Origin of the sequence: Pseudomonas gingeri (assembly GCF_013386165.1) — a bacterium.
Lineage (GTDB): Bacteria > Pseudomonadota > Gammaproteobacteria > Pseudomonadales > Pseudomonadaceae > Aquipseudomonas > Aquipseudomonas gingeri_C.
Genome location: NZ_JACAOS010000003.1, coordinates 66689 through 88409, shown reverse-complemented (window position 1 = coordinate 88409; position 21721 = coordinate 66689). Strand labels below are relative to the sequence as shown.

Below are 21721 nucleotides of genomic sequence, written 5' to 3'. Positions count from 1 at the left end.
CTAACTCATGCCTCAAGACGAGCACGGGGTTCAACTTGCAAACACACCATGCAGCCTCATAACGTCGGGTACAGGCTCCTCAAATCCAGACTACCTAAGCTCGATGCGAGTTGGATTCGTGCGTTCTGCCACCCGGCCAGAGCGCTGATCTGTTGCTGTTCGGCGTTGGCCAAGGCGGTCTGGGTGGTGATGACCTCGAGGATTCCCGTCACGCCCTTCGCATAACGCGCCTGCGCCGCTTCGAAGGCCTGCTTGGCACTGTCGAGAATTTCCTGGCTGGTCCGCACGTTCTGCGTACCGACTTTCAAAGTCTGATAGTCCGACCAGACACTGGACGCCACTTGTAACTCGGCATCGTTCAGGCTGGCCTCCTTGCCTTCAACTTGCGCCTGCGCACCGCGGACCTGATAAGTCCGGGTAAAACCCTCGAAGAGCGGGATACTGACTTGAATCGCCACCGAACGGTCGCGGACCGTCTCCCCCAAAAACTGCTGGCCGACACCGGAGCTCTGCGGTTGATTGTCGTAGCTGTACTTGCCGACAAAGCTGATGGTTGGCCGTCCTTGCGCACTGATCATGTCCTCGTTCGCCTGCGCCGCCGCCAGTTCCGCACGGGCAGCAATCAAAGAGGGATGGCGCTGCTGGGCTGTTTGCAGCAACTCGTCGACCGACTGCTCGAACGCTGTGCCAGGCGGAGCCACGTCATCCTCTCCCAGCAGGTGTAAAGGCAGATTGGGGCGACGTCCCATATCGATAGCCACCTGCCCCAATGCGGTCTTCCAGTCCCCCTCCGCTTTGTTACGGTTGAAGGTGGCCTGGAAATAAGACGTCTGGGCCTGCAACTGATCACTGACCGCCGCCACACCATGGCGCACCCGGAGCGTGGCCGCATCCAGCACCTGTTTCGCATCGGCTTCGATATGTTGTGTGGCCTGCCGGTTTTTCTGGGCTACGAAGGCGGCGTAGTAGTCCTTGACCGTACTGGCAAAGACCGTCTGCAGGGCGCTGTCCTGCCCGGCCAACGCAGAGGCCAGCTTGCTCTGGGCATAGTCGACACTCGCCGAGCGGGCACCGAAATCGTAGAGCACCCAATTCAAGGTCAGCGCGGCGTTCTGGTAGCGACTGTCGGACTGGACGACAAAGGGATTGGCCGTGGTGCCATGGCTGGTCGAGCTGTCTTTCGCCTCTTGCAACGTGCCGTTCAAGGTGGGCAGGTAAGCTGCCTTGGCGACACCGACCTGGGCGGTTTGGACCTTGACGTTCGCCCAGGCCTCCCTGGTTTTCGGGTTGTGGCACAAAGCACTGGAGACGATGTCCAGCAAGGCCAGGTCCACCTGCGAATTGTCCACGCAGCCATCGACTGCCGGCGACGAATCGAACATATGGTTGGCCGCCGTTGCAGGAACGCTATCAAATTGACGCAGCGGATCAGCGGGGCCGAATCCAGCGGCCAACACCGAGCCCGTGCCCATAAGAAAAGTGATGCACACAGTCGTATTGAACGACAGAGCTGTACGAACTTTCAGCATGTTTTCTGAACCCATCACACTCACAGAATCGTCACGCCATGCGTGTTGAGTTCGGCATTGTTCCAAAAGCCGGTCGTTGAATATCGAGCAAAAATATCCGGCGGGATGCAGAGTTTGCGCGCCTGGAACTCGACATTCTTGCGCACTGCATGCAAGCCGGGCATGCCCAGGTGGGCGTCATAATCCGGCTCGTCATACACCACGTTTTGCAAATCGTGCTCAAACAAGGGTTCACCCAATTCGGTATAAAGCCGGCTCAGGGTACGTTGCGGTTCTTTGACCAGATGATCGTAAGGCACCAGGATCAAGCGCTTCGCCTGCTCGCCAAACCAGGCTTCGCGTAGATTGCTCCAGGCCAATCCAATCAGGCCGGTATCCGAATTCATGAGGATTTCCGCCCGGGCATAGACCGAAGCCCCCGGCTGGAAGTTGAACATGCGTGATAGCTGCAAGGGATTCTTGGCGAGCATTCGCTCGACGCTGTCGATGATCCAGCCGACGTCGCGGACACAACAGATAATGCGTGACTGGGGATACATCGCCCCCCACAACGCCGCCCGCCCGGTCCATGTGCGGTTGGTATCGAATACAACGGGGTTGTCAGGCAACGTGTCGATTTTATCGGCGTAGTAGGACTCGACGACTGCGCGCAGTATCGTTGCGCGCTTGCTGTCATCGAAAAAACCACCGAATTCGCCGCCGCACATTTTCCCGTGCACCGAACCGACCAATGCAGCGACCGGACTGGTCATCGCTGCTGAAAATCGCGGGTTCTGGCGTAACAGCGCCGACAACAGTGTCGATCCCGAACGCGGTAAACCTGATATGGCATGAAACTGAGTAGCCAAGGCGTCTCCTTAGGCACTAGCGACCGCAAATATCACAAACCGCAAGTGCCGTGCACTGATACTCGATGCTCTTGGCTGCTACTCGCAGCGAAGAGCATCTATCGTTTTGATGGAAATGGCGTGAGTTCGCGAAATCAGGCTGCGTGTGCGGAAGCGCTCAATATCACGTTGTTATTTAACGAAGCGGGTGGCAACAAGGTGGTATCGGCGACGCCGGCATCCGCATTGAACGTGGACATGGCCTGAATCAACTGGCTCACGCCACTGCTGCCGACTGACGCGGTACTCGGTCCAGAACCATAAAGCGAACCGATACCGGCCAGGTCCGTTCGGTCCAACGTCCGATTGCTGGCCGTGAGCTGGTAGTTCATCACCGAGTTTTGATCGGCGTTGTCTCCCAGACCTAGCGCATGACCAATCTCATGCTGCAGCACTTGGGAAAGCGTGGCATCAGTACCGGCGTAGGTTTGTTGCCCGTCGGGGCCTGTAGTCAGCGAATCCTGCGTCGGATCCTCAACTCGAACAACGACACCGGATTCCATCTGGCCGTCATCAGTCTGGAAACTGGTGTAACCAACGACACCAGTGGTCGCGGTGTTGAAATCACCAAACCCCACACGAATATCTGACTGCGCTGAATCGCTGACTTCCTTGAAGACCAGACCGGGATCGGCGGCGCCCCAAGCATTAAAGGCAGCCTGCACAACCGACTCGTCTTCACTCCCCATAAAGCCACTGAACGGTGCAACTTGAGCCCCTTGAGTATCGGCAAGGCTCCAGGTAATCACCTGCTGATCCCATTTGGCGCTCTCAAGTACCGATGATCCAGCACTTACGGTCGGTGTCGAGTTTGCAGTGTCGACGGCCTGATGCAATGCAGACTGCGCAGCATCGGCGGCAGAAAGGTTTCCGTGAGTCAGATCGTATTGAGCGATGGAACCTATGTCGCGGCTCAACGCTGATGACACGACAGAAGGACTACCGGCAAAGCCATATCCGCCGCCGTCACCACCGCCGTATCCGCCAGGTACATCAACGCCAGAACCAGTGCCCGAATACCCGTAACCACCAATGATGTCACCCGAATCATCGGACCCGGAATAGACCGTTTCAGTTTCGAAACCGCTGTTATTCCAGTTATAGAGAACCGACGTGCCATCGGTGCGATCGTCAATAATACGGTCGTTAGTGCCTGTCACTGCGAAGTTGTCTTTGTTGCCTTGAACGACAAGACTGCTGCCATCACCTGATAAAGTGATCTGATCCGATGAACCACTGACGACGTTCTGTGCGCCACTGACCGTCAGGCTATTTCCAGCCGTTACGGAAATGGCATTATTGCTACCAGACAGGCTCTCGCCTGAGCCACCGAATGTAATCGCGCTGTTGCTTGCAGAGACAGTGTTGTTATCGCCGATAATGACATCACTCGCGCCGCCTCCACCGTTCGAAATCGACAGGCTTTCGCCGCTCGCTGCAATCGTATCGCCGGCACCGCCAATCGCATCCCCGCTGCCCGATAAATTGAGCGTGTCATTGCTGGCTGTCACGCTGTCGCCACCGCCTGCCGCAATGGTATCTCCGCTGCCCACCACATCGACTGAGGAGCCACTTTCCAGAGTGATGTTCTGGTCATCTGTGACGTGCAAGTTATCGGTAAAGTAGTAGCCGGAATTGACAGTTCCACCAATTGTCACTGCGTCGTCAGAGGTGGCATAGATCGTGTTAAAGCCGTCCCCGACGCTCGTCAAACTTGAGCCCGCGCCCAGGCTGATGGAGTCACCGTAGCTGGTCATCGATGCGGTGGTATCGGCCCCGAAACTGACCGAATCATAATTACCGGAGATACTTTCTCCCGCTCCTGTCAGCGCCAGTGTGTCGAAGGCCCCTGTTACCGTTTCGCCCGCGCCATTGAGTGTAATAGCGCTGCTGTTAGCTGAAATCGAGTCGTTGTCGCCCGTAATGACATCACTCGCGCCGCCTCCACCGTTCGAGATATATAGGCTGTCACCACTGGCTGAAATCGTATCGTCCGCACCAGTAATGCCATAGCCGCCCGCCGACAAATTGAGTGTGTCATCGCTGGCTGTCACGCTGTCGCCACCGCCCGCCGCAATGGTATCTCCGCTGCCCACTACATCGACTGAGGAACCACTTTCCAGGGTGATATTCTGGTCATCTGTGACGTGCAAGTTATCGGTAAAGTAGTAGCCGGAATTGACAGTTCCACCAATTGTCACTGCGTCGTCAGAGGTGGCATAGATCGTGTTAAAGCCGTCCCCGACGCTCGTCAAACTTGAGCCCGCGCCCAGACTAATGGAATCACCGTAGCTGGTCATCGATGCGGTGGTATCGGCCCCAAAACTGACCGAGTCATAATTACCGGAGATGCTTTCTCCCGCCCCTGTCAGCGCCAGTGTGTCGAAGGCCCCTGTTACCGTTTCGCCCGCGCCATTGAGTGTAATAGCGCTGCTGTTAGCTGAAATCGAGTTGTTGTCGCCCGTAATGACATCACTCGCGCCACCTCCACCGTTCGAGATATATAGGCTGTCACCACTGGCTGAAATCGTATCGCCCGCACCAGTAATGCCATAGTCGCCCGCAGACAAATTGAGTGTGTCATCACTGGCTGTAACGCTGTCGCCACCGCCTGCCGTAATGGTATCTCCGCCACCCACCACATTGATTGCGACGCCACTGTCCAAGGTGACGCTCTGATCACCTATCGCATTTAAAGTGTCAGTGAAAAATGACTGAGAGCCAGCCGTCGCACCGATAACTACGGTGTCGTCGACACCCGCATTGATTGTATTGTAACCATATCCGTCACTGATCAGACTGGCGCCCGCCTCCAAACTAATCGAGTCACCGTAACTGGTTAATGTCGCGGAACTACCAGCCAAAAGGTTTATCGTATCAGCGTTACCAGATACGACCTCATTCATACTATCTAGCGTTATTGCGCTACTAACGGCGGAGATTGTGTTGCTGTCTCCGATAACAACATCACTCGCACCACCACCGCCATTCGAAATCAATAGACTGTCATCACTGGCTGAGATCGTGTCACCTGCACCACTGATGGAGTCTCCACCACCCGAAAAACTGATCGTGTCATTATTCGCCACTAGACTGTCGTCTGCGCCTGCACTGATCGTGTTCCCACCAACTCCATCACTCGTCACACCAACATTCGAGCCCAAATTAAGGATGCCATTCATGAGGTTGATCACCTCACCCTGATCACCACTGGCGATACTGACAGTGCCGTTGGCACCTACGGAGATAGTGTCATTGTTACTGGCGCCAGCCATGCTCAACGTAAAATCATCACCGGCAGTGATTGTGCTGCCCGAACCATTGAGGGTACCGGTGTTGTCAGTGCCCACAATGGTAGCGGCCACATCACTTCCCACCGAGAGCTGATTGTCATCACCGGTCAGGGTTGTACTTGTGCCGTCGGCCAAAGTAATGATGCCATTGGTGGCATCAACGCTATTATTCGCTCCAGCCACACTCAGCTGTGCGCCGTCCCCTACGGCGTTAGCTGTATTGTCGTTACCATTGATGCTGGCGATATCGCCAGCGTGCAACGTGAATTGATTGCCGTCCCCATCAATCGCAACAGTGCAGTTGCCATCAACGCAGTTGTTGTCACCCACGACCATCAGGGTGGTGCCATCTTTGGTGGTGATGGTGGCACCACTGAGTTCCGTGGTCGCAACACCGCCGTCCAACGTAACATTGGCACCTGTAGAACCGAATGTTTGCGTGATGATGTCCGCGACCGTGCTGTTGCCTTCGTAATCAATAAGAATGGCGCCGCTCGACAAGGTGAATTGATTGCCTTGTTGAGAACCCGAAGTACCGTCAGATGCCTGGGACACCAGGCTTGCACCATTATCAATCGTGACGTCATTTCCGGTGCCCACGAGATTTGCCTGAGCATCGGGGGCGAGGGTGATCGTGGAGTTGTTCAGATCCGCGCCAACACCCGTGCCATTTATGGTGTCGCTAACGTGACCGTTCGGTGACGTCACTTCATCACTACTGCCAGTCGGCACCCCATTGGCGTCGTAGCTTTGGATGTGCTCGTTTTTCTGACCTTGGTCATCATAAGTGATGTTTGTCTTATCCGTACCCGTGGTTTCTCCATCGCCATTTTGTCTAACGGTAAGGTAATCACTGTCCGTGCCCGCTGTTGTCGTGGAAACACCGACAAGATCGCCTTGTGCATCGTTCTCGATGACAGTTTTGAGATTTGCATCGTTGGGATTATTAAAAATCGTTTGAGTCATGCTTCCGTCCGCTTGTTCTACAAGCGTCGATAGCGTTTGTCCGCTGGGATTGGTCGAAGTCGTCAGGTAGCTGCCATCGCTTTCATTTTTTTGCGTCGATGATTGCGAGACCAGATCACCGTTGTCATCAAAATGACTGGATTGGGTGATTTTAGGATCACTGGAGTCTTCATATTGGGTATCGATACGTGAGCCGTCAGCTGCTATATCACTCGTAGAGCTGAGCCTGCCGCCCTCATAATACGCCTGAGAGTCAGTGGTGCCACTGTCATCAGTCGTCCGGGTCTCCTTCTCAATCAAGGCGCCATTTGCGTCAAGCGTAGTGCTTACATAAGAGCCTGGGGTATCGCCAGCAACGGTCGTGCTGGTCTCAAAAATGTCGCCATTTGAATCTTTCGAAACAGTGCTATTCAGATTGGGGTCTGTCAAACTATTAAATGTTGTGACAACTGCCGAACCATCCGACGCAATAATTTGTTCAGAGAGCGTATTACCCTGACTGTCTTTGCTGTTGACCTCGCTGCTACCATCATTACTTGTTATAGTTGACGTAGTCCCAATCAAAAGCCCGCTCGCGTCCAACTGGGAACTCACAGTCGTCGTTGAATCCGTGCCCACTGTACTCGTTGTCTGCAGAGATCCTAAAAAGTTGCCATCAGCATCCATAAAGCTTGTAGTGGATTGATTCGTACCATTTGAAATATCAGTTAAGGATGTAAGAAGAACATTTCCATTAGCATCGACCTCAGTGGTAGCAACTGAATTACCATCTGCTGCCAGCGTGGTAGTTGTCGTTGTCCCGTCACCATTATCTTTTGCAAAGCTTATATCTTGATTGCTCTGAGTATTGGGCACAGTTAACGTCCCCACCCCAGTCTGGGAAAGTTGAAACGACCCTGAGCTATCCACGGAAAGCGTCCCGACATCGACACCCGTACTTTGATCTGTAATCTGGATGCCATCGGGCCCAATTGTCAGCAGCCCTTCCAGTGGGCTAGCAGTGTTGACCCCAGTTATTTGGCCAGTAACACTGTCATAGCTAAGAGATACCCCGGCAGTATCAGTGTAAGAAAATGGGTTTCCCCCAGCATCATATTGATATGTACCTAGCGCCGTTTGTATATTTAACGTCCCGTCCGTTTGAACCGTAACGAGAGATCCGTCATCCAACGCGTATTGCCTATTTGATATAGGATCAGAGTCTGCAGTGCTACTTGCAGCCGCTGCCGCTGCTTTTTCAGCCGCATTTGCAATCGCATCACTTTTTTCGATTTCGCTGGATAGATATTTAGTAACTGCATAACCAGCAGCTATCGCTGTAGCGCCTACTATCACCGGCGCCCCAAATGTAAGACCAGCAGCAGATAAAAGACCTGTGACTAAGACGTCAGTTGCTCCGGTCGCTATATAGCCGGCCCACCCCGCAAACACCTCACGCGTAAACGCTTGACCCGGGGATACCTTGCTGTCTTTCGATGTTGCTGTTGCAGTGTTTTCGACCACACCTGGTACCGAGCCCACTATTCCAAAAAAATAATTTCCGGCATTTTCTGCTGCTTTAGCATCTTGACTTAACGCCGCTGTTTCCCCTAAAGATGCACCTTTGGTTATGATTGCGGCCATCACCGCAGCACCTAATCCAATCCAGTCTGCAGCACTAGCATGATACCAACTAGGGGTAGAATCCGAGCCTGCCATAATTCACTTCCTTGCTATTGATTTATCTGTTTTTTTAAAATGCAAGAGACATCAAACGCTATATACTTTAAGACCACGGAATAAAGATATAGCGGAGTCATACCTAAAAAGCAAAAATACACAGACACCAAGCAAGTTTTCAATATATCACCATGACCAATCGAAAATACCTGCCAATGGAATATGCTATTTAAGAGACCTAGTGTCATGAACCCCCCAAGAGCGCTTATGCCAACATATATATAGAAATGTAGTACTATCCAAGTTTTTTTCGCTCCCCACTGCTTTCGCTTCATCAATAGCGCATGGGCATCAACACAACTTAAACCCGCAGTCCTTCTGTGCTTAACCATATACAATATCGACACAAGGTTATACGTAAAAGCCCCAATGAAAGATATCCCACTTAGATTTTTATAAAAAGTAGTATCGAGCGGCCCTTGCAATATAGGGGCAATCTCTATACCAACAAATCCCAACCCGTTTACTATAGGGGTGAGATACTCTGCCAGAGTCTCATTGAAGTGTTGAAAGTAAAATCTTGAGAATGCATAGATCACGATAAGCATAGGAAAAAAAACATATATTGGGGTAGCATTAAACCACTTCTCACGCGGGGAATCTTCGGGCAGGCTAAGTTTCATGAAAACATATCTCCAGTTTCAGTAGTGTACGGAAATTCTTCGAGAACCTAAGACCTCCGAGTGCTATTCCGAGTACTCCGAATTCACCAAAATCTTGTCCAGCATAGAACAGGCAGCCCCCCCAAACCTCACAACGCAGATTGTAAAACTACCAACAAGAAAATTCTTGAAAAATAACACTTCACAACCATACTCCTCCCTTATAAACACCTCCAACCTAAAACTTACCAAACCCATACCACTACACTAGGAGCTGCATTCCCCGCCATTAAAAATTCACCGCTCCCTCAACGCCTCACTCTGATACTTCAACAACGGCGTCAACAAATACTCAATAATCCGCCGCTGCTCAGTCTTGATCTCCACTGAACTCGACATGCCCGGCTCCAACTGAACATCCTTACCATCCGCCACAATCACATGCGCGCCGAGCTGAATTCTTGCCGGATAAACCAACCCTAACTTGTCATCCTTAACCGCATCCTGCGAAATCGACATGACCTTGCCCGCGATCGTGCCGTAGTGGGTATACGGAAACGCATCCAGCTTGATTTCCGCATCCTGCCCGGGCCGAACAAAACCGATATCCCGGTTGAGAATCTGCGCTTCAATTTCCAGCCCGACGTCGTCCGGCACAATCACCAACAACGCCTGCGCCGGAGTGACCACCCCGCCAATCGTATGCACCGCCAGTTCCTGCACAGTACCGCCCACCGGTGCGGTCAAATGGGTTTGCCACTGCCGTTGTTGGAACTTGGTTTCATCGCCCTGATCCTGGGCCAACTGCTGTTGCGCCTGATTGAGCGCGTCGAGTTGTTCACGACGAAATTGCGCAATAGCGGTGTCGATATCGTCGCGCTGCTCCTGAATCGTGGCCTGCAATTCCTTGGCATAACTCTGCTGCCCGGCCAGCTCCTGCTCTTGCTGAATCCGTGCCTGCTCCTTTTCCAGGTAGGCATGGCGCGGCACATAGCTTTGCTGGAGCAAGGTCTGGTAGTCCTCCTCTTCGGCGCGGGTCATCGGTAAGGTCTGCTGCAGGCTGCTGATTTTGTGCTGGGTGGTTTGCAGCTCCTGCACGCGCTTCTGCAGCTCCGAACGCAAGCTGGTGACTTTGCTGCGGTGTTCGTAAAACGCACTTTCAGCGAAACGTTGGGTATCCCGCTGCCGATCCTCCGTAGCGTCCGGAACCGCTTTGACGGTGGGTGCCCGATTGGCGGTTTGTGCATCCAGCAAGGCCTGGGCACGGTTGATCGTCAGCATTGCGTCGACCCGCGCGGTCCTCGACTTGCCGACATCCGCAGTCACCTCGGTCGGGTCCAGCTCAATCAACGCCTGGCCTTGAGTCACATGCTGGCCGTTATCCACCAGGATCGCCTTGACGATACCGGCCTCCAGCGGCTGGATGGTTTTGCTCTTGCCGTTAGGGACGACCTTGCCCTCCGCCACCGCGACCACATCGAGCTTGCCGATGGTCGACCAAACCAAGGCAATCGCGAACAACAGCATCAACGCCCACATCAGGCCACGCCCCACCGGGGACGCGGGGGTTTCCAGTACCTCCAGCGCCGCCGGCAAGAACTCAACCTCGTCGCGCTGCCGTTGCAGCGGATTGCCCTGGGCTTTTTCAGCATCGAGCGCAGCGCGGGCAATGTCGCGGTAATGCCGCAGTCGGGGGAACCAGCGATCAAGCAGCGACATGCAGATGCCCCGTCTGATGACGCCACAGCGAGGCATAACGCCCGTCCTGCTGCAGCAGTTCGTCGTGGCTGCCTTCTTCGACGATGGTGCCTTTCTCGACCGTGATAATCCGCTGGGCGATTCTGACCGCGGACAAGCGGTGGGCAATGATGAACACCGTGCGATCCTTGCAGATCTTGTGCATGTTGCCGTGGATGATGGACTCCGACTCCGCATCCAGCGCCGAAGTAGCCTCGTCGAAAATCAGGATCTTCGGATTGGTCACCAGGGCCCGGGCAATGGCGATGCGTTGCCGCTGACCACCCGACAAACCATTCCCGCGCTCCCCCAGTTCCGTGTCGTAACCCTGTGGCAGCTCCAGGATGAACTCATGGGCGCCGGCCAACTCCGCGGCTTCAACCACCTGATCAAAGTGCATCCCAGGTGAGGCAAAGGCGATGTTGTCGCGCACCGTGCCTTTGAACAGCATGTTCTCTTGCAGGACCACACCGATTTGGCGCCGTAGCGAAGCAGGATCGAGCACCGACAAATCCATACCGTCAATCAGCACCCGCCCGCGCTCGGGCGAATAGAGGCGCTGGATGAGCTTGGTCAGGGTACTTTTACCGGACCCGGAGGGACCGACAATGCCGATGACACTCCCCGCTTCGGCCGTCAACGACAGACCGCGCAGGATCTCGGGGCCGTCGGCACGGTAACGGAACACCACCCGGTCGAACACCACTTCACCCTTGACCGGCGGCATCGAAGCTTGCCCGGCGGAAACACCGGATTCGGCTCGGTTATCGAGGATATCGCCCAGGCGGTCCATCGACAGCCGCACCTGTTGGAAGTCTTGCCACAGTTGCGCCAGGCGAAGGACCGGGCCACTCACGCGTCCTGACAACATATTGAAGGCAATCAACTCGCCGACCGAGAGATCGCCCCCAATCACCAACCGGGCGCCGAACCACAGCAAGGCCGCCGTGGTGAGTTTGCTGATCAGGGAGGCCACCTGATTGGCTGAGCTGGAAAGGTTGGAGGCCTTGAAGGCGCTGGAAACATAGGCCGCCAGCTGTTCTTCCCAACGCCGCTGCATCAAGGGCTCGACCGCCATCGACTTGATGGTCTCGATGCCCGTCACGGACTCCACCAGGAACGACTGGTTTTCCGAACTACGACGGAATTTTTCATCGAGCCGGGCTTTAAGCACCGGTGTGACGAGAACCGACAAGGCGATGTAGCACGGCAGCGAGATAAAGACGATCAAGGTCAACAAGGGCGAATAGGTCAACATCACCGCGAAGAACACCAGGGTGAAAAACATATCCATGGCCACCGTCAACGCGTTACCGGTGAGGAAGTTGCGGATATTTTCCAGCTCACGGACCCGTGCCACGCTGTCGCCCACTCGCCGGGCCTGGAAGTACGCCAGCGGCAACCCCAGCAAATGGTTGAACAAACGCGCGCCCAGTTCGACATCGACCCGGTTGGTCGTATGACTGAAGACGTAGGTGCGCAGCCCACCCAACAAGGCTTCGAACACTGAAATGGTAATCAGGCCGAACGCCAACACATCCAGAGTCGACATTGATTTGTGCACCAGCACTTTATCAATCACGACCTGCATGAATAAGGGCGAGACCAGGCCAAATAGCTGCAGGAAAAACGAGCCGGCCAACACTTCCATAAACTGCTTGCGGTATTTGACAATCGAAGGAATAAACCACGACATATCAAACTTGCCGCCGCCTTGGGCGAGAACGGCACGCGAAGTGACCAGAATCAAACGACCGGACCAGACTTGTTCAAATTCAGCCAGGGTGATTTGAAAGGTCCGTTGCTGCACTTCATCGTGCAGCAAGACATTGTCATTCGCGCACTTGGCCAGGACCAGAAAGCGTCCGTCGCGAAGTTCGGCGATTGCGGGGAGTGGTGTCTGTGCCAAGCGACTGATCTGGCTCGTGGTCGAGCGGGCCTTGAGCGTGACCTGCCGGGCCAGGCGCACCAGCGTCAGTGCATCAATAGGCCGGGACAGCCCTGAAAGATGCCTGAGGCGTTCCGCGCTGACGGCGACACCCGAAAGTTGGGCGATGACGACGAGTGAGGCAATGCCACTGTCTTCACTTCCTGTGTGTGCTCGCGTTTCGGGCGAAACGCTGCTCCTTGCGTTACGATCAGACATGTCAACTCAACGGCATTAACGAAAGATGGAAGTACACCGTGCAATGACAGGCACGACGAACCAACCTTGAGAAGGTTAATACATTAAAAAGCGCTGCGATCAATAAGCCAGACTTAATAAGAACTTCAACTTGATACCAACTAAGACGGATATCAAAAAGCCATCAAAAGACTAGCACCTCTCATCGCCAAGAAGAAGCATTGTTTTCGTTTGAAAAACTTAACTAGAAGTCAAAAATTTCGGGGTCTATATTTGTACCAAAAAACAAATAAAAAAATACAAATCGATGCACTGAGCTGGCTCAGCTGGCTAAACAAGCTATACACCTCAGTGGCTGCAGCTCTTGTCTGGATTGAATCAATTGGTATCTATACCGACACAATCAAGCCAAACACCTCTACCTTACATGCCTGTAAAGCTCTCCCAAAAAGCAGGAAACGCCTCTCGCTTTACCCAACCCGGATTCGGCAACCTCAAACCCGTTCAGCATTCGTTCAGCATTGCTCATCGCCCACTCACAAATCCGTATCAGTACGCATCAGGAAGGGTCAGCCGAACAAGCGAAGACCCGCTCCAAACGGAACAGGCCTGCGCCTCAAGTAACTATCAGGCTCGGCTCATGCACGCGTGATCCTCATGATCCGCAGGCTCCTCATCAGGAATCGCCCGCTGCCACCCCGCCAGCCTGCTCTCAAGCACCTTGGCCAGCGCCAGAAGACGCTCCTCTTTCCAGTGCGGCCCGACAATCTGAATGCCGATCGGTAACCCAAGGTCCGGATCAAAACCCACTGGCAACACCACCGCCGGCGAACCGGAAAGGCTGAAGGGAAACACGTAGGAATAACGTGCGCGCCCATCTAGCGACTCGCCCGGCTTAAACGCCACATCAGGGAAAACAGGGCAGATCAATACATCATGCTTCCTGAAGAACCCGCTCAGACCACGGCGAAAGGTATTGATATAAGCCAGGTCACCTTTGAACTGATCGACACTCAACTCCGTCGCCCGGCTCGCTTGCACCAGCCCCTCCAGGCAAGGTGACAGCTGATCGCGCCCCAGACCGGGAAGGAACTTGTCCCACGCCCTGCCCGCATCACCGCCGGACAGGAAAATATTCCACAAGCTGTCACAGGCCAGTTCCATGCCTTCCGGGCAAGCCTGGCTCACACTGCGGACAACCGGTTCCAGCAACCCCGCGACCTTGTGCATCGCGTCGAGCACAGAGGGCCTGACCGCCACGCCCGGCAGTTCATGAAACATCGCGACCCTGAGCTGGCCGATAGCCAGATCATCCCCGAACGGCACATCGACGGTGTCCGGATCATGACCATCGGACCCTGCGATCAGGTAGCCCAGGGTCTTGATGTCATCGACGTAGCGGCCCATGACACCGTAGGCCGAGGTCATGTGGATAAGCCCCGCGCGCTCCACCGGATACTGGCCGGTCAACGGCACGCGCCCCTGGGTCAGCTTGAGCCCGCAAATCCCGTTGAAATGCGCCGGTATGCGCAAGCTTCCGCCAGCATCCGAACCCAGGCCGCCGGGGCTGCAACCAGCGGCGATGGCCGCCGCTTCCCCTCCGCTACTGCCCCCGGGCGTCCTGGAAAGATCGAAGGGATTACGCGTGCGCCCATACAGGAAGTTTTCCGTTTCAAAGGACATGCACAGCTCGGGCACATTGGTAATCCCCAGGATCAGCGCACCGGCCTGACGCAAGCGCTGAACAACCGTGGCATCGCTCACGCTGGCCGGCCCATGCCACTCGGGCATGCCGCAGGACATCTTGAAGCCCTCGACATGACAGACATCCTTGATGGTGATCGGCACACCATGCAAAGGCCCCAGCGCAAGCTTCGCCGCTACCCGGCGATCGGCCTCATCCGCCTGTTCGAGCAGTTGAGCCACCTCCGGCTGCTGGACAATGGCATTGATCCTTTGATTGTTTTCAGCAATTCGGCCCAGATAAAACGCGACAAGTTGTCGACTGGTTGTTTTCCCCGAAGCAATGGCCTGGGCCATACCGGGAATGCTCAGCGAGTCAAAATCCATTATTAAAACCCTTCCATTGAACGGCCTGCAGACTAAGGGAAAACGCTTTCGATTCGTAGCCTGGAAATCGAATGCCCCGGCAGTGCCATCACCGCGATCAACACCGCGGAACCGCTGCACAGAAAGGGCCCGGTGAGCACTGAGAATTTTTTCTCCGATTAACCGCACAAAAAAGAAAAAAACCTTCTAAAACGCCACTGCAGACCTCGAAAAAAGCAAAAAACCTCTCACGGAGAAACAGATAATAGTTCCACAAAATTCGTCATCGACACGCCCCTCTTATCGATGCACCCATAAAAATCAAAGGCTCGGCAAACCGAAGCTGCAACGGTACCTGGCTGGAACACACCTTCGCAAAATACCGCCTTCCCTCAACCTGGTTTATCCGGGAGAGCGTCATCCTGCAGAAGAACGTCACACAAGGAGTGGACATGCTTCAAAGTAAAGTATTCAGGTATTCCCGCTGGGATATTGCATGTTGCCTGGTGATTCCTTTCCAGATCAGTGTTTACTCCATACTGGCCTATAACTATCAAAGCCTGTCGTTGCTTGCCCTGCTCGGCATGATCCCGGTCCTGTTTGCCCTGTCATTACAGAACGCCGGAGCCAACCACAATCATTACCACACGCCGTTCTTTCGTATCCGCTGGATGAATACGCTGGTGCGCATGGGCTTCTCCATGACCGAAGCGCCTAAAACCCCCTATAACATCGGCCACGGTATCCACCACGCCACGCATCAGTCATGGAATGACAAGTCCATTCTGGCAATCCTCGGCCTGAAGCGCCCCTTCACCAAACAGCTCATCAGCTTCGGCCTGTTCATCTTCGAATCCCTGGGACTGAAGTACTTCACCTTGTTGGTGCTGCTTAAATACTGGCCCATCGAACGCGTCGCGGCCCTGGCCTCACCGGATGATCCGGAGTTGGCGACCCGTGCGTTAAAGAAACTGCTGGAACCCTCGAAGCTGAAGGCGGCGAAATACGACCTGGCCGCGTGGTTTCTGTTCCGCCTGATCCTGTGCCTGATTGACTGGCAATTTTTCTTCTTTTACTTCATCCCGGTCACTTACCTCATCGACAGCCTCAGACAAGGGGAAAACTATTTTCAACACTGGGGCGCAACAGACCCCTATGACCCGAAACGCGACTCCGTCAGTTGTTATGGAACACTCTACAACTTGCTGACCTTCAACCTGGGTTATCACCAGGAGCATCACTACAAACCCGGCCTGCATTGGCTGAAACTTCCAGCATTGACCAAAGAGTTACCCAGCGACCGTCACACCGTGCCTTATTCGCACTACTTCAATTCGCCCTTGATGTTTCCAGAGCGCGCAGTCCAGCTCAGCAAGGAAAGTACGGCCGATGCTTCGTCCTGAAGCATTGCCGTTCAGCAGGAACCCGCTGCCGCCAACAACACCGCGAATTCTTTAGAGCCGTCAAATGAATAAGCCCACCACGCAACACTTTAATACGTTCCTGGAAGTTGTCCGGTATAGAGCGGCGCAACGCTCGGAAAGCGCTGGACGCCTGGCCTTCACTTACCTGGCTGACGGCGAGTCGGTCAGCGATAGCCTGACCTTCGCTCAACTGGATCAGAAAGCCCGTAGCCTGGCGGCCCACCTGCAACGCCATACCCAGCCCGGTGACCGGGTGCTGCTGGTGTACCCACCGTGCATGGAATACACCATCGCCTTCTACGCCTGTGTCTATGCCGGGGTCATTGCCGTGCCGGCCCTGTCACCGGCCAACGCCAAGACATTGCCTCGACTGCATCTGCTGGCATTGGACTCTCAGCCGGCCGTAGCCTTGACGGTCGATAGCGTATTGACCGGGCTCGAACGCATGGCCGCGGCCAGTGAGACGGACAACCCGCTGAACAATCTCACCTGGCTGGCCAGCGACACCCTGGAGGATGCCAGCGCCCAGTGGCACTGTCCGGCAACCGTTGCCAGCGATATCGTGTTCCTGCAGTACACCTCGGGATCGACCGGCGCACCGAAAGGGGTGATGGTCAGCCACGCCAACCTGCTGGCGAATGTCGAGCTGTCGAAACAGACCTACCGGATACGCGAGCAGGACGTCTTTGTCTCCTGGCTGCCCTCCCATCACGATTTCGGCCTGATCGGCGCGATCATCCTGCCGGTCTACATGGCCAGCCATTGCGTGCAATTCCCTCCGGCGGCGTTTGTCATGCGCCCTTACCGCTGGTTGAAATTGATCTCCGACTACCGCGCGCGGATCACCGGCGGCCCCAATTTCGCCTTTCAGCTCTGCGTGCAGCGCATCACCGAAGAACAGAAACAATCCCTCGACCTCAGCTCGCTGGAGATCGCCGTCAATGGCGCGGAGCGTATCCGCCCGGCCACCCTGAAGTCGTTCGTCGAGGCATTTTCCGGCTGTGGCTTGCAGCCTCACGCCATGGTCCCGGCTTACGGCATGGCGGAGTCGGTGTTGTTGGTGACCGCCAATATGCAGACCCCTGTCGGACAGCTGCCTCGTGTCCGCAGCCTGAGCAAAAGTGCGCTGGAGGGTGGCCAGGTCAAACCGCAACTGCATGCCGCTGACGCGGTAGAAATCGTGGCCACGGGCACCGAGTTCACCGGCGATCATCAGGTCGGAATTTTCCATCCGCAGCAAGCGCTGCGGCTCGCTGCGGAGCAGGTGGGTGAAGTCTGGATAAGCGGACCATCGACTGCCATGAGTTATTGGCAACGGGAAGAAGAGAGTCGCGTGTTCCATACCCAGGCCGAGGGCGAGGAAAGCCGCTGGTTCCGTACCGGCGACCTGGGCTTCATCAGCGACGGCGACCTCTATATCACCGGCCGGCTCAAGGAAGTCATGATCTTCAGCGGCCGCAATATCTACCCCCAGGATGTCGAGATGACGGTCGAAGCCCTCGACCCGGCATTTCGCGCCAACGGCTGTGCCGCCTTCTCCATCGAGGACGGCGAGATCAGTCACCTGGTGATCGTGCAGGAGCTGGAGTCGCGACAACAGGTCGACACCGACAGCCTGCTTCCCCGCCTGAGGGCCGAATTGGCCGATCGCCATGAAATCTTCGACCTGTCCGCCGTGCTGCTGGTCAAGACCGGGGCGATCCCCAGGACCTCCAGCGGCAAGCTCCAGCGCACCCGCTGCCGGCAGCTGTTCGAAGCCGCAGAGTTGAAGACCATCTGGTCCTGGAGCCGGGACGACGAAACGCATCAGCCGGACCTCCAGGACAATCCGCGCCACGGGGAAATAGAGGCGCAGCTGTTGTCGATCTGGCAGTCCACGCTGGATCGAGAGGACATTTCCAGTACCGACAGTTTTTTCCTGCTGGGCGGGCATTCACTGCTGGCCACGCAGATGATGATGGAGGTGCGCAAGCGCTTCAACGTCGAACTCGCGCTGAGCAGCCTCTTCCACTCGCCGACCCTGCGCACCCTGGCAGGTGAAATCGCCAACGCGAAAGCCCCATCGGGCCAAGCCCTGCCGGCCATTGCCCGCTCGACAAGCCAGGGCCCGTTACCACTGTCTTATGCGCAACAACGCTTCTGGTTTCTCGACCAGTACCAACCGGACAATCCGTTCTATTCGTTGCCCCTGGCACTGACCATCGACGGGCCGCTGGACGTGGAGATTGTCCAGCAGGTCCTGAACCTGATGGTCGCGCGCCACGCGCCTTTACGTACCCGCTTCAACAGCGAAGGCGGCGTGCTTCAACAGACGATCCTGGCGACCCTGGAAATCCCGGTGACCCGGGTCGACTTCAGCCCGCTGGGCGACCACGCAACCATTGAAATCGCCCAGGCCATACGGCAAGAGGCCTATCAGCCGTTCAACCTGGCACAAGGGCCACTGATTCGCGCCCGCTTGCTGCAAAGCGCCCCACAGCGCCATGTCCTGCTGCTGACCCTGCACCATATTATTTGCGATGGCTGGTCGAGCAATGTGCTGCAACGCGACTTTTCAGCCCTCTATGACGCCCTGGTACAGGGTCGCCCCTCCCCGCTGCCGGCACTGCCCATCGAATACGCCGATTACACCCGGTGGGAGCAACAGCACCTCACGGGCCCGTGGCTTGAGGAGCAACTGGCGTTCTGGCAGGCACACCTGGCCAACGCCCCGACGTCACTGGACCTGCAGACCGACTTTCCACGCCATGCGAGCACCGGCCAGGAAGGCGACGTGCGCAAAATGGTGGTGCCGCAGCCCCTGGCCAGGCAGCTCGAAACATTCGCCCGCGCCCATGACGCCACGCTGTTCATGGTCATGGTGACGGCCATGAATGTCCTCCTGCAGCGCATGACCGGCCAGGAGGACCTGTGCATCGGCGTGATGTCAGCGAACCGCCCGGAGGGGACCGAAGGTCTGGTCGGCAACTTCATCAACGTGGTGCCGTTGCACAGCCATATCCAGGGTGACGAGGCTTTCAGCAACCTGCTGAAAACCACGGCCCAGCAGTTGCTGACGACCTATGACCGGCAGATTCCTTTCGAGTTGATCCTCAAGCACCTGGCCCCGCCAAGGCAGACCAGCGGCACGCCTTACGCCCAGCTCGTGATGAATTTCCACAATGAAATAGCCGAGCCCAAACAGCGTCCTGGATTACCGTCAAACAGCGGTATCAGCCTTGCCGGCCATCATCCGAACAGCGTCCACCACGCAGCTTTCGAGTTGAAAGTGGAAGTGCACGCGGCGACGGCAAACCTGGCCATTGCGTTCGAGTACAACAAGGCGCTGTACGCCGCCTCGACCATTGACCGGATGATGAATCACTTCCTCATGTTGCTCGACGGGGCGACGGCCCAGCCACAGCTGCCGGTCAGGACCCTGCCCCTGCTGCAAGACGCCGAGCGCCAACAGCTGACCACCCAGTGGAACGACACCGAGCGGGATTTTCCCACCGGGCAGACGCTGCACGGACTGTTCCAACAACAGGTTGAGCGCACTCCCGAGGCCATCGCGCTGGTCTTCGAGGAGCAGCCACTGAGTTACGCGCAACTCAATGCCCAAGCCAACCAACTGGCCCGTCACCTGCACGGCCATGGCGTCAAACCCGACTCGCGGGTTGCCCTGTGCATCGAACGCAGCCCGCAGATGGTTATTGCGCTCCTGGCCATCCTCAAGGCGGGAGGCGCCTACGTCCCCCTGGATCCCAGCTACCCGGTCGAACGCCTGGCGTACATGCTCGAAGACTCGAAACCTGACGTACTGGTCTCCCAGGAGAACATGCGCCACTGCCTGCCTGAACACGCGGTGCCGACCCTCTGGCTCGATACCGAACAGCCCGAGATCGCCCGGCATCCGTCGCACAACCTGGATATCGGCGATACCGACTGCCTGGCCTACTGCATTTACACCTCCGGTTCCACAGGCCGTCCGAAAGGCGTGATGAACGCCCATGGAGCCGTGGTCAACCGCTTGCAGTGGATGCAAGAGCAGTACGGGTTATCGAGCGATGACCGCGTATTGCAAAAGACCCCCTTCTCCTTCGACGTGTCGGTCTGGGAGTTCTTCTGGCCCCTGCTCCAGGGTGCCCGACTGGTCATCTGCAAACCCGAAGGGCACAAGGACCCGACCTATCTGCAGGACATCATCCGCCAGCAGGGGGTGACCACCGCGCACTTCGTGCCTTCGATGCTGCAAGCCTTCCTCCAGTCCGGGACAGCGCCGTCCAGCGACTCGCTGCGCCAGGTGTTCAGCAGTGGTGAAGCCCTGCCGGTCGCCGTGGCCAATCAATTCCTCGAGCGTTTTCCGCAGACCCGGCTACACAACCTGTACGGTCCGACCGAAGCGGCCGTGGACGTCACCTACTGGGAATGCCAGCCTGGCTACCGTCACCCCCTCGTGCCCATCGGCCGTCCGGTGGCCAATACGCGGCTGTACATTCTGGATGAGGCCCTGCAGCCCGTCCCCGTCGGGGTCATCGGCGATCTCTACATTGCCGGTGTCCAGCTTGCCCGTGGTTATCTCGGGCGGCCCGACCTGACCGCGGAACGCTTTATCCCGGACCCATACGACAGCAACGGGCGGCGGATGTACCTCACCGGGGATCGCGGCCGTTACCTGCCGTCGGGCGATATCCAGTACCTGGGACGCATCGATCATCAAATCAAGATCCGCGGTTTCCGCATCGAGCTGGGTGAGATCGAAAACGCCTTGCTGCAGTGCCCGGGGGTGCGCGAAGCCGTTGTCGTGCCAAGGGACGATGCCTTTGGCGGCCTGTGCCTGGTGGCCTTCATTGCCTCCCATACCGGTAAAATCAATCACGCGCAGCTGCGCCAACAGCTCGGCAAAGTGCTGCCCGACTACATGCTGCCGAGCTTTTTCGTCGGCCTCGAGGCATTACCGCTAAGTGCCAACGGCAAGATCGATCGGCAGGCGTTGCCGCCCCACGTGCACCACGCCATTACGCCGACCGAGGACTACCTGGCGCCGACCACCGCCACCGAAAAAACCCTCGTCGCCCTCTGGCAAGAGACGCTGAAGGTCCCGCGAATCGGCATCAACAGCAGCTTCTTCGAACTGGGTGGGCACTCCTTGCTGGCCACCCAGATTCTCGCCAGGACCCAGGAGATCTTTTCGGTCAGCCCACCGCTGAAATTGTTGTTCGAGTCGCCAACGATCGCGGCCATGGCGGTGTATGTGGACCAGGCGAGCCGAATGCCACGGGCCTCGCTCCCCCCGATAAAGCGGCTGGCGCGAAACCAGACGGTTGAGTGAATGCCCGACCCGCGTAGTGCCGATCACCGGTCGGCACCACCCCTTAAAAAGCATGCCCTAGTGCCCCTGGTTCAGGTTC

Annotated in this window: 9 protein-coding genes; 2 read left to right on the top strand and 7 right to left on the bottom strand. The window is 56.3% G+C overall.

Annotation, left to right across the window (positions count from 1 at the left end; genetic code table 11):
- Positions 1-56: 56 nt before the first annotated feature.
- The 7 genes from HX866_RS05015 to HX866_RS04985 all read right to left on the bottom strand — a co-directional run bounded on the left by HX866_RS05015 (position 57) and on the right by HX866_RS04985 (position 15048).
- Positions 57-1382: a TolC family protein gene (locus tag HX866_RS05015; RefSeq protein ID WP_177138343.1), complete on the bottom strand. Its 1326-nt coding sequence runs from the start codon at positions 1380-1382 to the stop codon at positions 57-59.
- A gap of 167 nt (positions 1383-1549) precedes the next feature.
- On the bottom strand, positions 1550-2377 hold the full coding sequence (locus tag HX866_RS05010; RefSeq protein ID WP_177138341.1) for a sulfotransferase family protein: 828 nt from the start codon (positions 2375-2377) through the stop codon (positions 1550-1552).
- 134 nt (positions 2378-2511) lie between these two features.
- Positions 2512-8298, bottom strand: coding sequence for a matrixin family metalloprotease (locus tag HX866_RS05005; RefSeq protein ID WP_177138339.1), 5787 nt, complete (start codon positions 8296-8298; stop codon positions 2512-2514).
- Between the two features lie 89 nt (positions 8299-8387).
- Positions 8388-9017 carry a hypothetical protein gene (locus HX866_RS05000; RefSeq protein WP_177138338.1) on the bottom strand — a complete coding sequence of 210 codons (630 nt, stop codon included), beginning with the start codon at positions 9015-9017 and terminating at the stop codon, positions 8388-8390.
- A 276-nt stretch (positions 9018-9293) separates the two neighbouring features.
- The gene (locus HX866_RS04995) at positions 9294-10715 is read right to left on the bottom strand and encodes an HlyD family type I secretion periplasmic adaptor subunit (RefSeq protein ID WP_177138336.1); all 1422 of its coding nucleotides are present in this window, start codon (positions 10713-10715) and stop codon (positions 9294-9296) included.
- The gene (locus tag HX866_RS04990; RefSeq protein ID WP_177138334.1) at positions 10702-12879 is read right to left on the bottom strand and encodes a type I secretion system permease/ATPase; all 2178 of its coding nucleotides are present in this window, start codon (positions 12877-12879) and stop codon (positions 10702-10704) included. Before HX866_RS04990 ends, HX866_RS04995 begins: the two co-directional genes overlap by 14 nt.
- 606 nt (positions 12880-13485) lie before the next feature.
- Positions 13486-15048 (bottom strand): amidase, encoded by a 1563-nt coding sequence (locus HX866_RS04985; RefSeq protein WP_371319219.1) that lies wholly within the window; start codon positions 15046-15048, stop codon positions 13486-13488.
- Positions 15049-15359: 311 nt separating this feature from the next.
- Between HX866_RS04985 and HX866_RS04980 the strand changes: the two genes are divergently transcribed.
- Together HX866_RS04980 and HX866_RS04975 are read left to right on the top strand one after the other, a co-directional pair.
- Entirely contained in the window at positions 15360-16310 is a 951-nt protein-coding gene (locus HX866_RS04980) for a fatty acid desaturase (RefSeq protein ID WP_177138333.1), read from the top strand.
- Between the two features lie 64 nt (positions 16311-16374).
- Positions 16375-21642, top strand: coding sequence for a non-ribosomal peptide synthetase (locus HX866_RS04975; protein ID WP_177138331.1), 5268 nt, complete (start codon positions 16375-16377; stop codon positions 21640-21642).
- Positions 21643-21721 lie beyond the last annotated feature (79 nt).

Bases quoted from the DNA above. Each gene is read 5' to 3' on its own strand.
- HX866_RS05015 (WP_177138343.1), bottom strand. From the start codon at position 1,382: ATGTTCGATTCGTCGCCGGCAGTCGATGGCTGCGTGGACAATTCGCAG.
- HX866_RS05005 (WP_177138339.1), bottom strand. From the start codon at position 8,298: ATGGCCGCAATCATAACCAAAGGTGCATCTTTAGGGGAAACAGCGGCG.
- HX866_RS05000 (WP_177138338.1), bottom strand. From the start codon at position 9,017: ATGAAACTTAGCCTGCCCGAAGATTCCCCGCGTGAGAAGTGGTTTAAT.
- HX866_RS04995 (WP_177138336.1), bottom strand. From the start codon at position 10,715: ATGTCGCTGCTTGATCGCTGGTTCCCCCGACTGCGGCATTACCGCGAC.
- HX866_RS04990 (WP_177138334.1), bottom strand. From the start codon at position 12,879: ATGTCTGATCGTAACGCAAGGAGCAGCGTTTCGCCCGAAACGCGAGCA.
- HX866_RS04980 (WP_177138333.1), top strand. From the start codon at position 15,360: ATGCTTCAAAGTAAAGTATTCAGGTATTCCCGCTGGGATATTGCATGT.
- HX866_RS04975 (WP_177138331.1), top strand. From the start codon at position 16,375: ATGAATAAGCCCACCACGCAACACTTTAATACGTTCCTGGAAGTTGTC.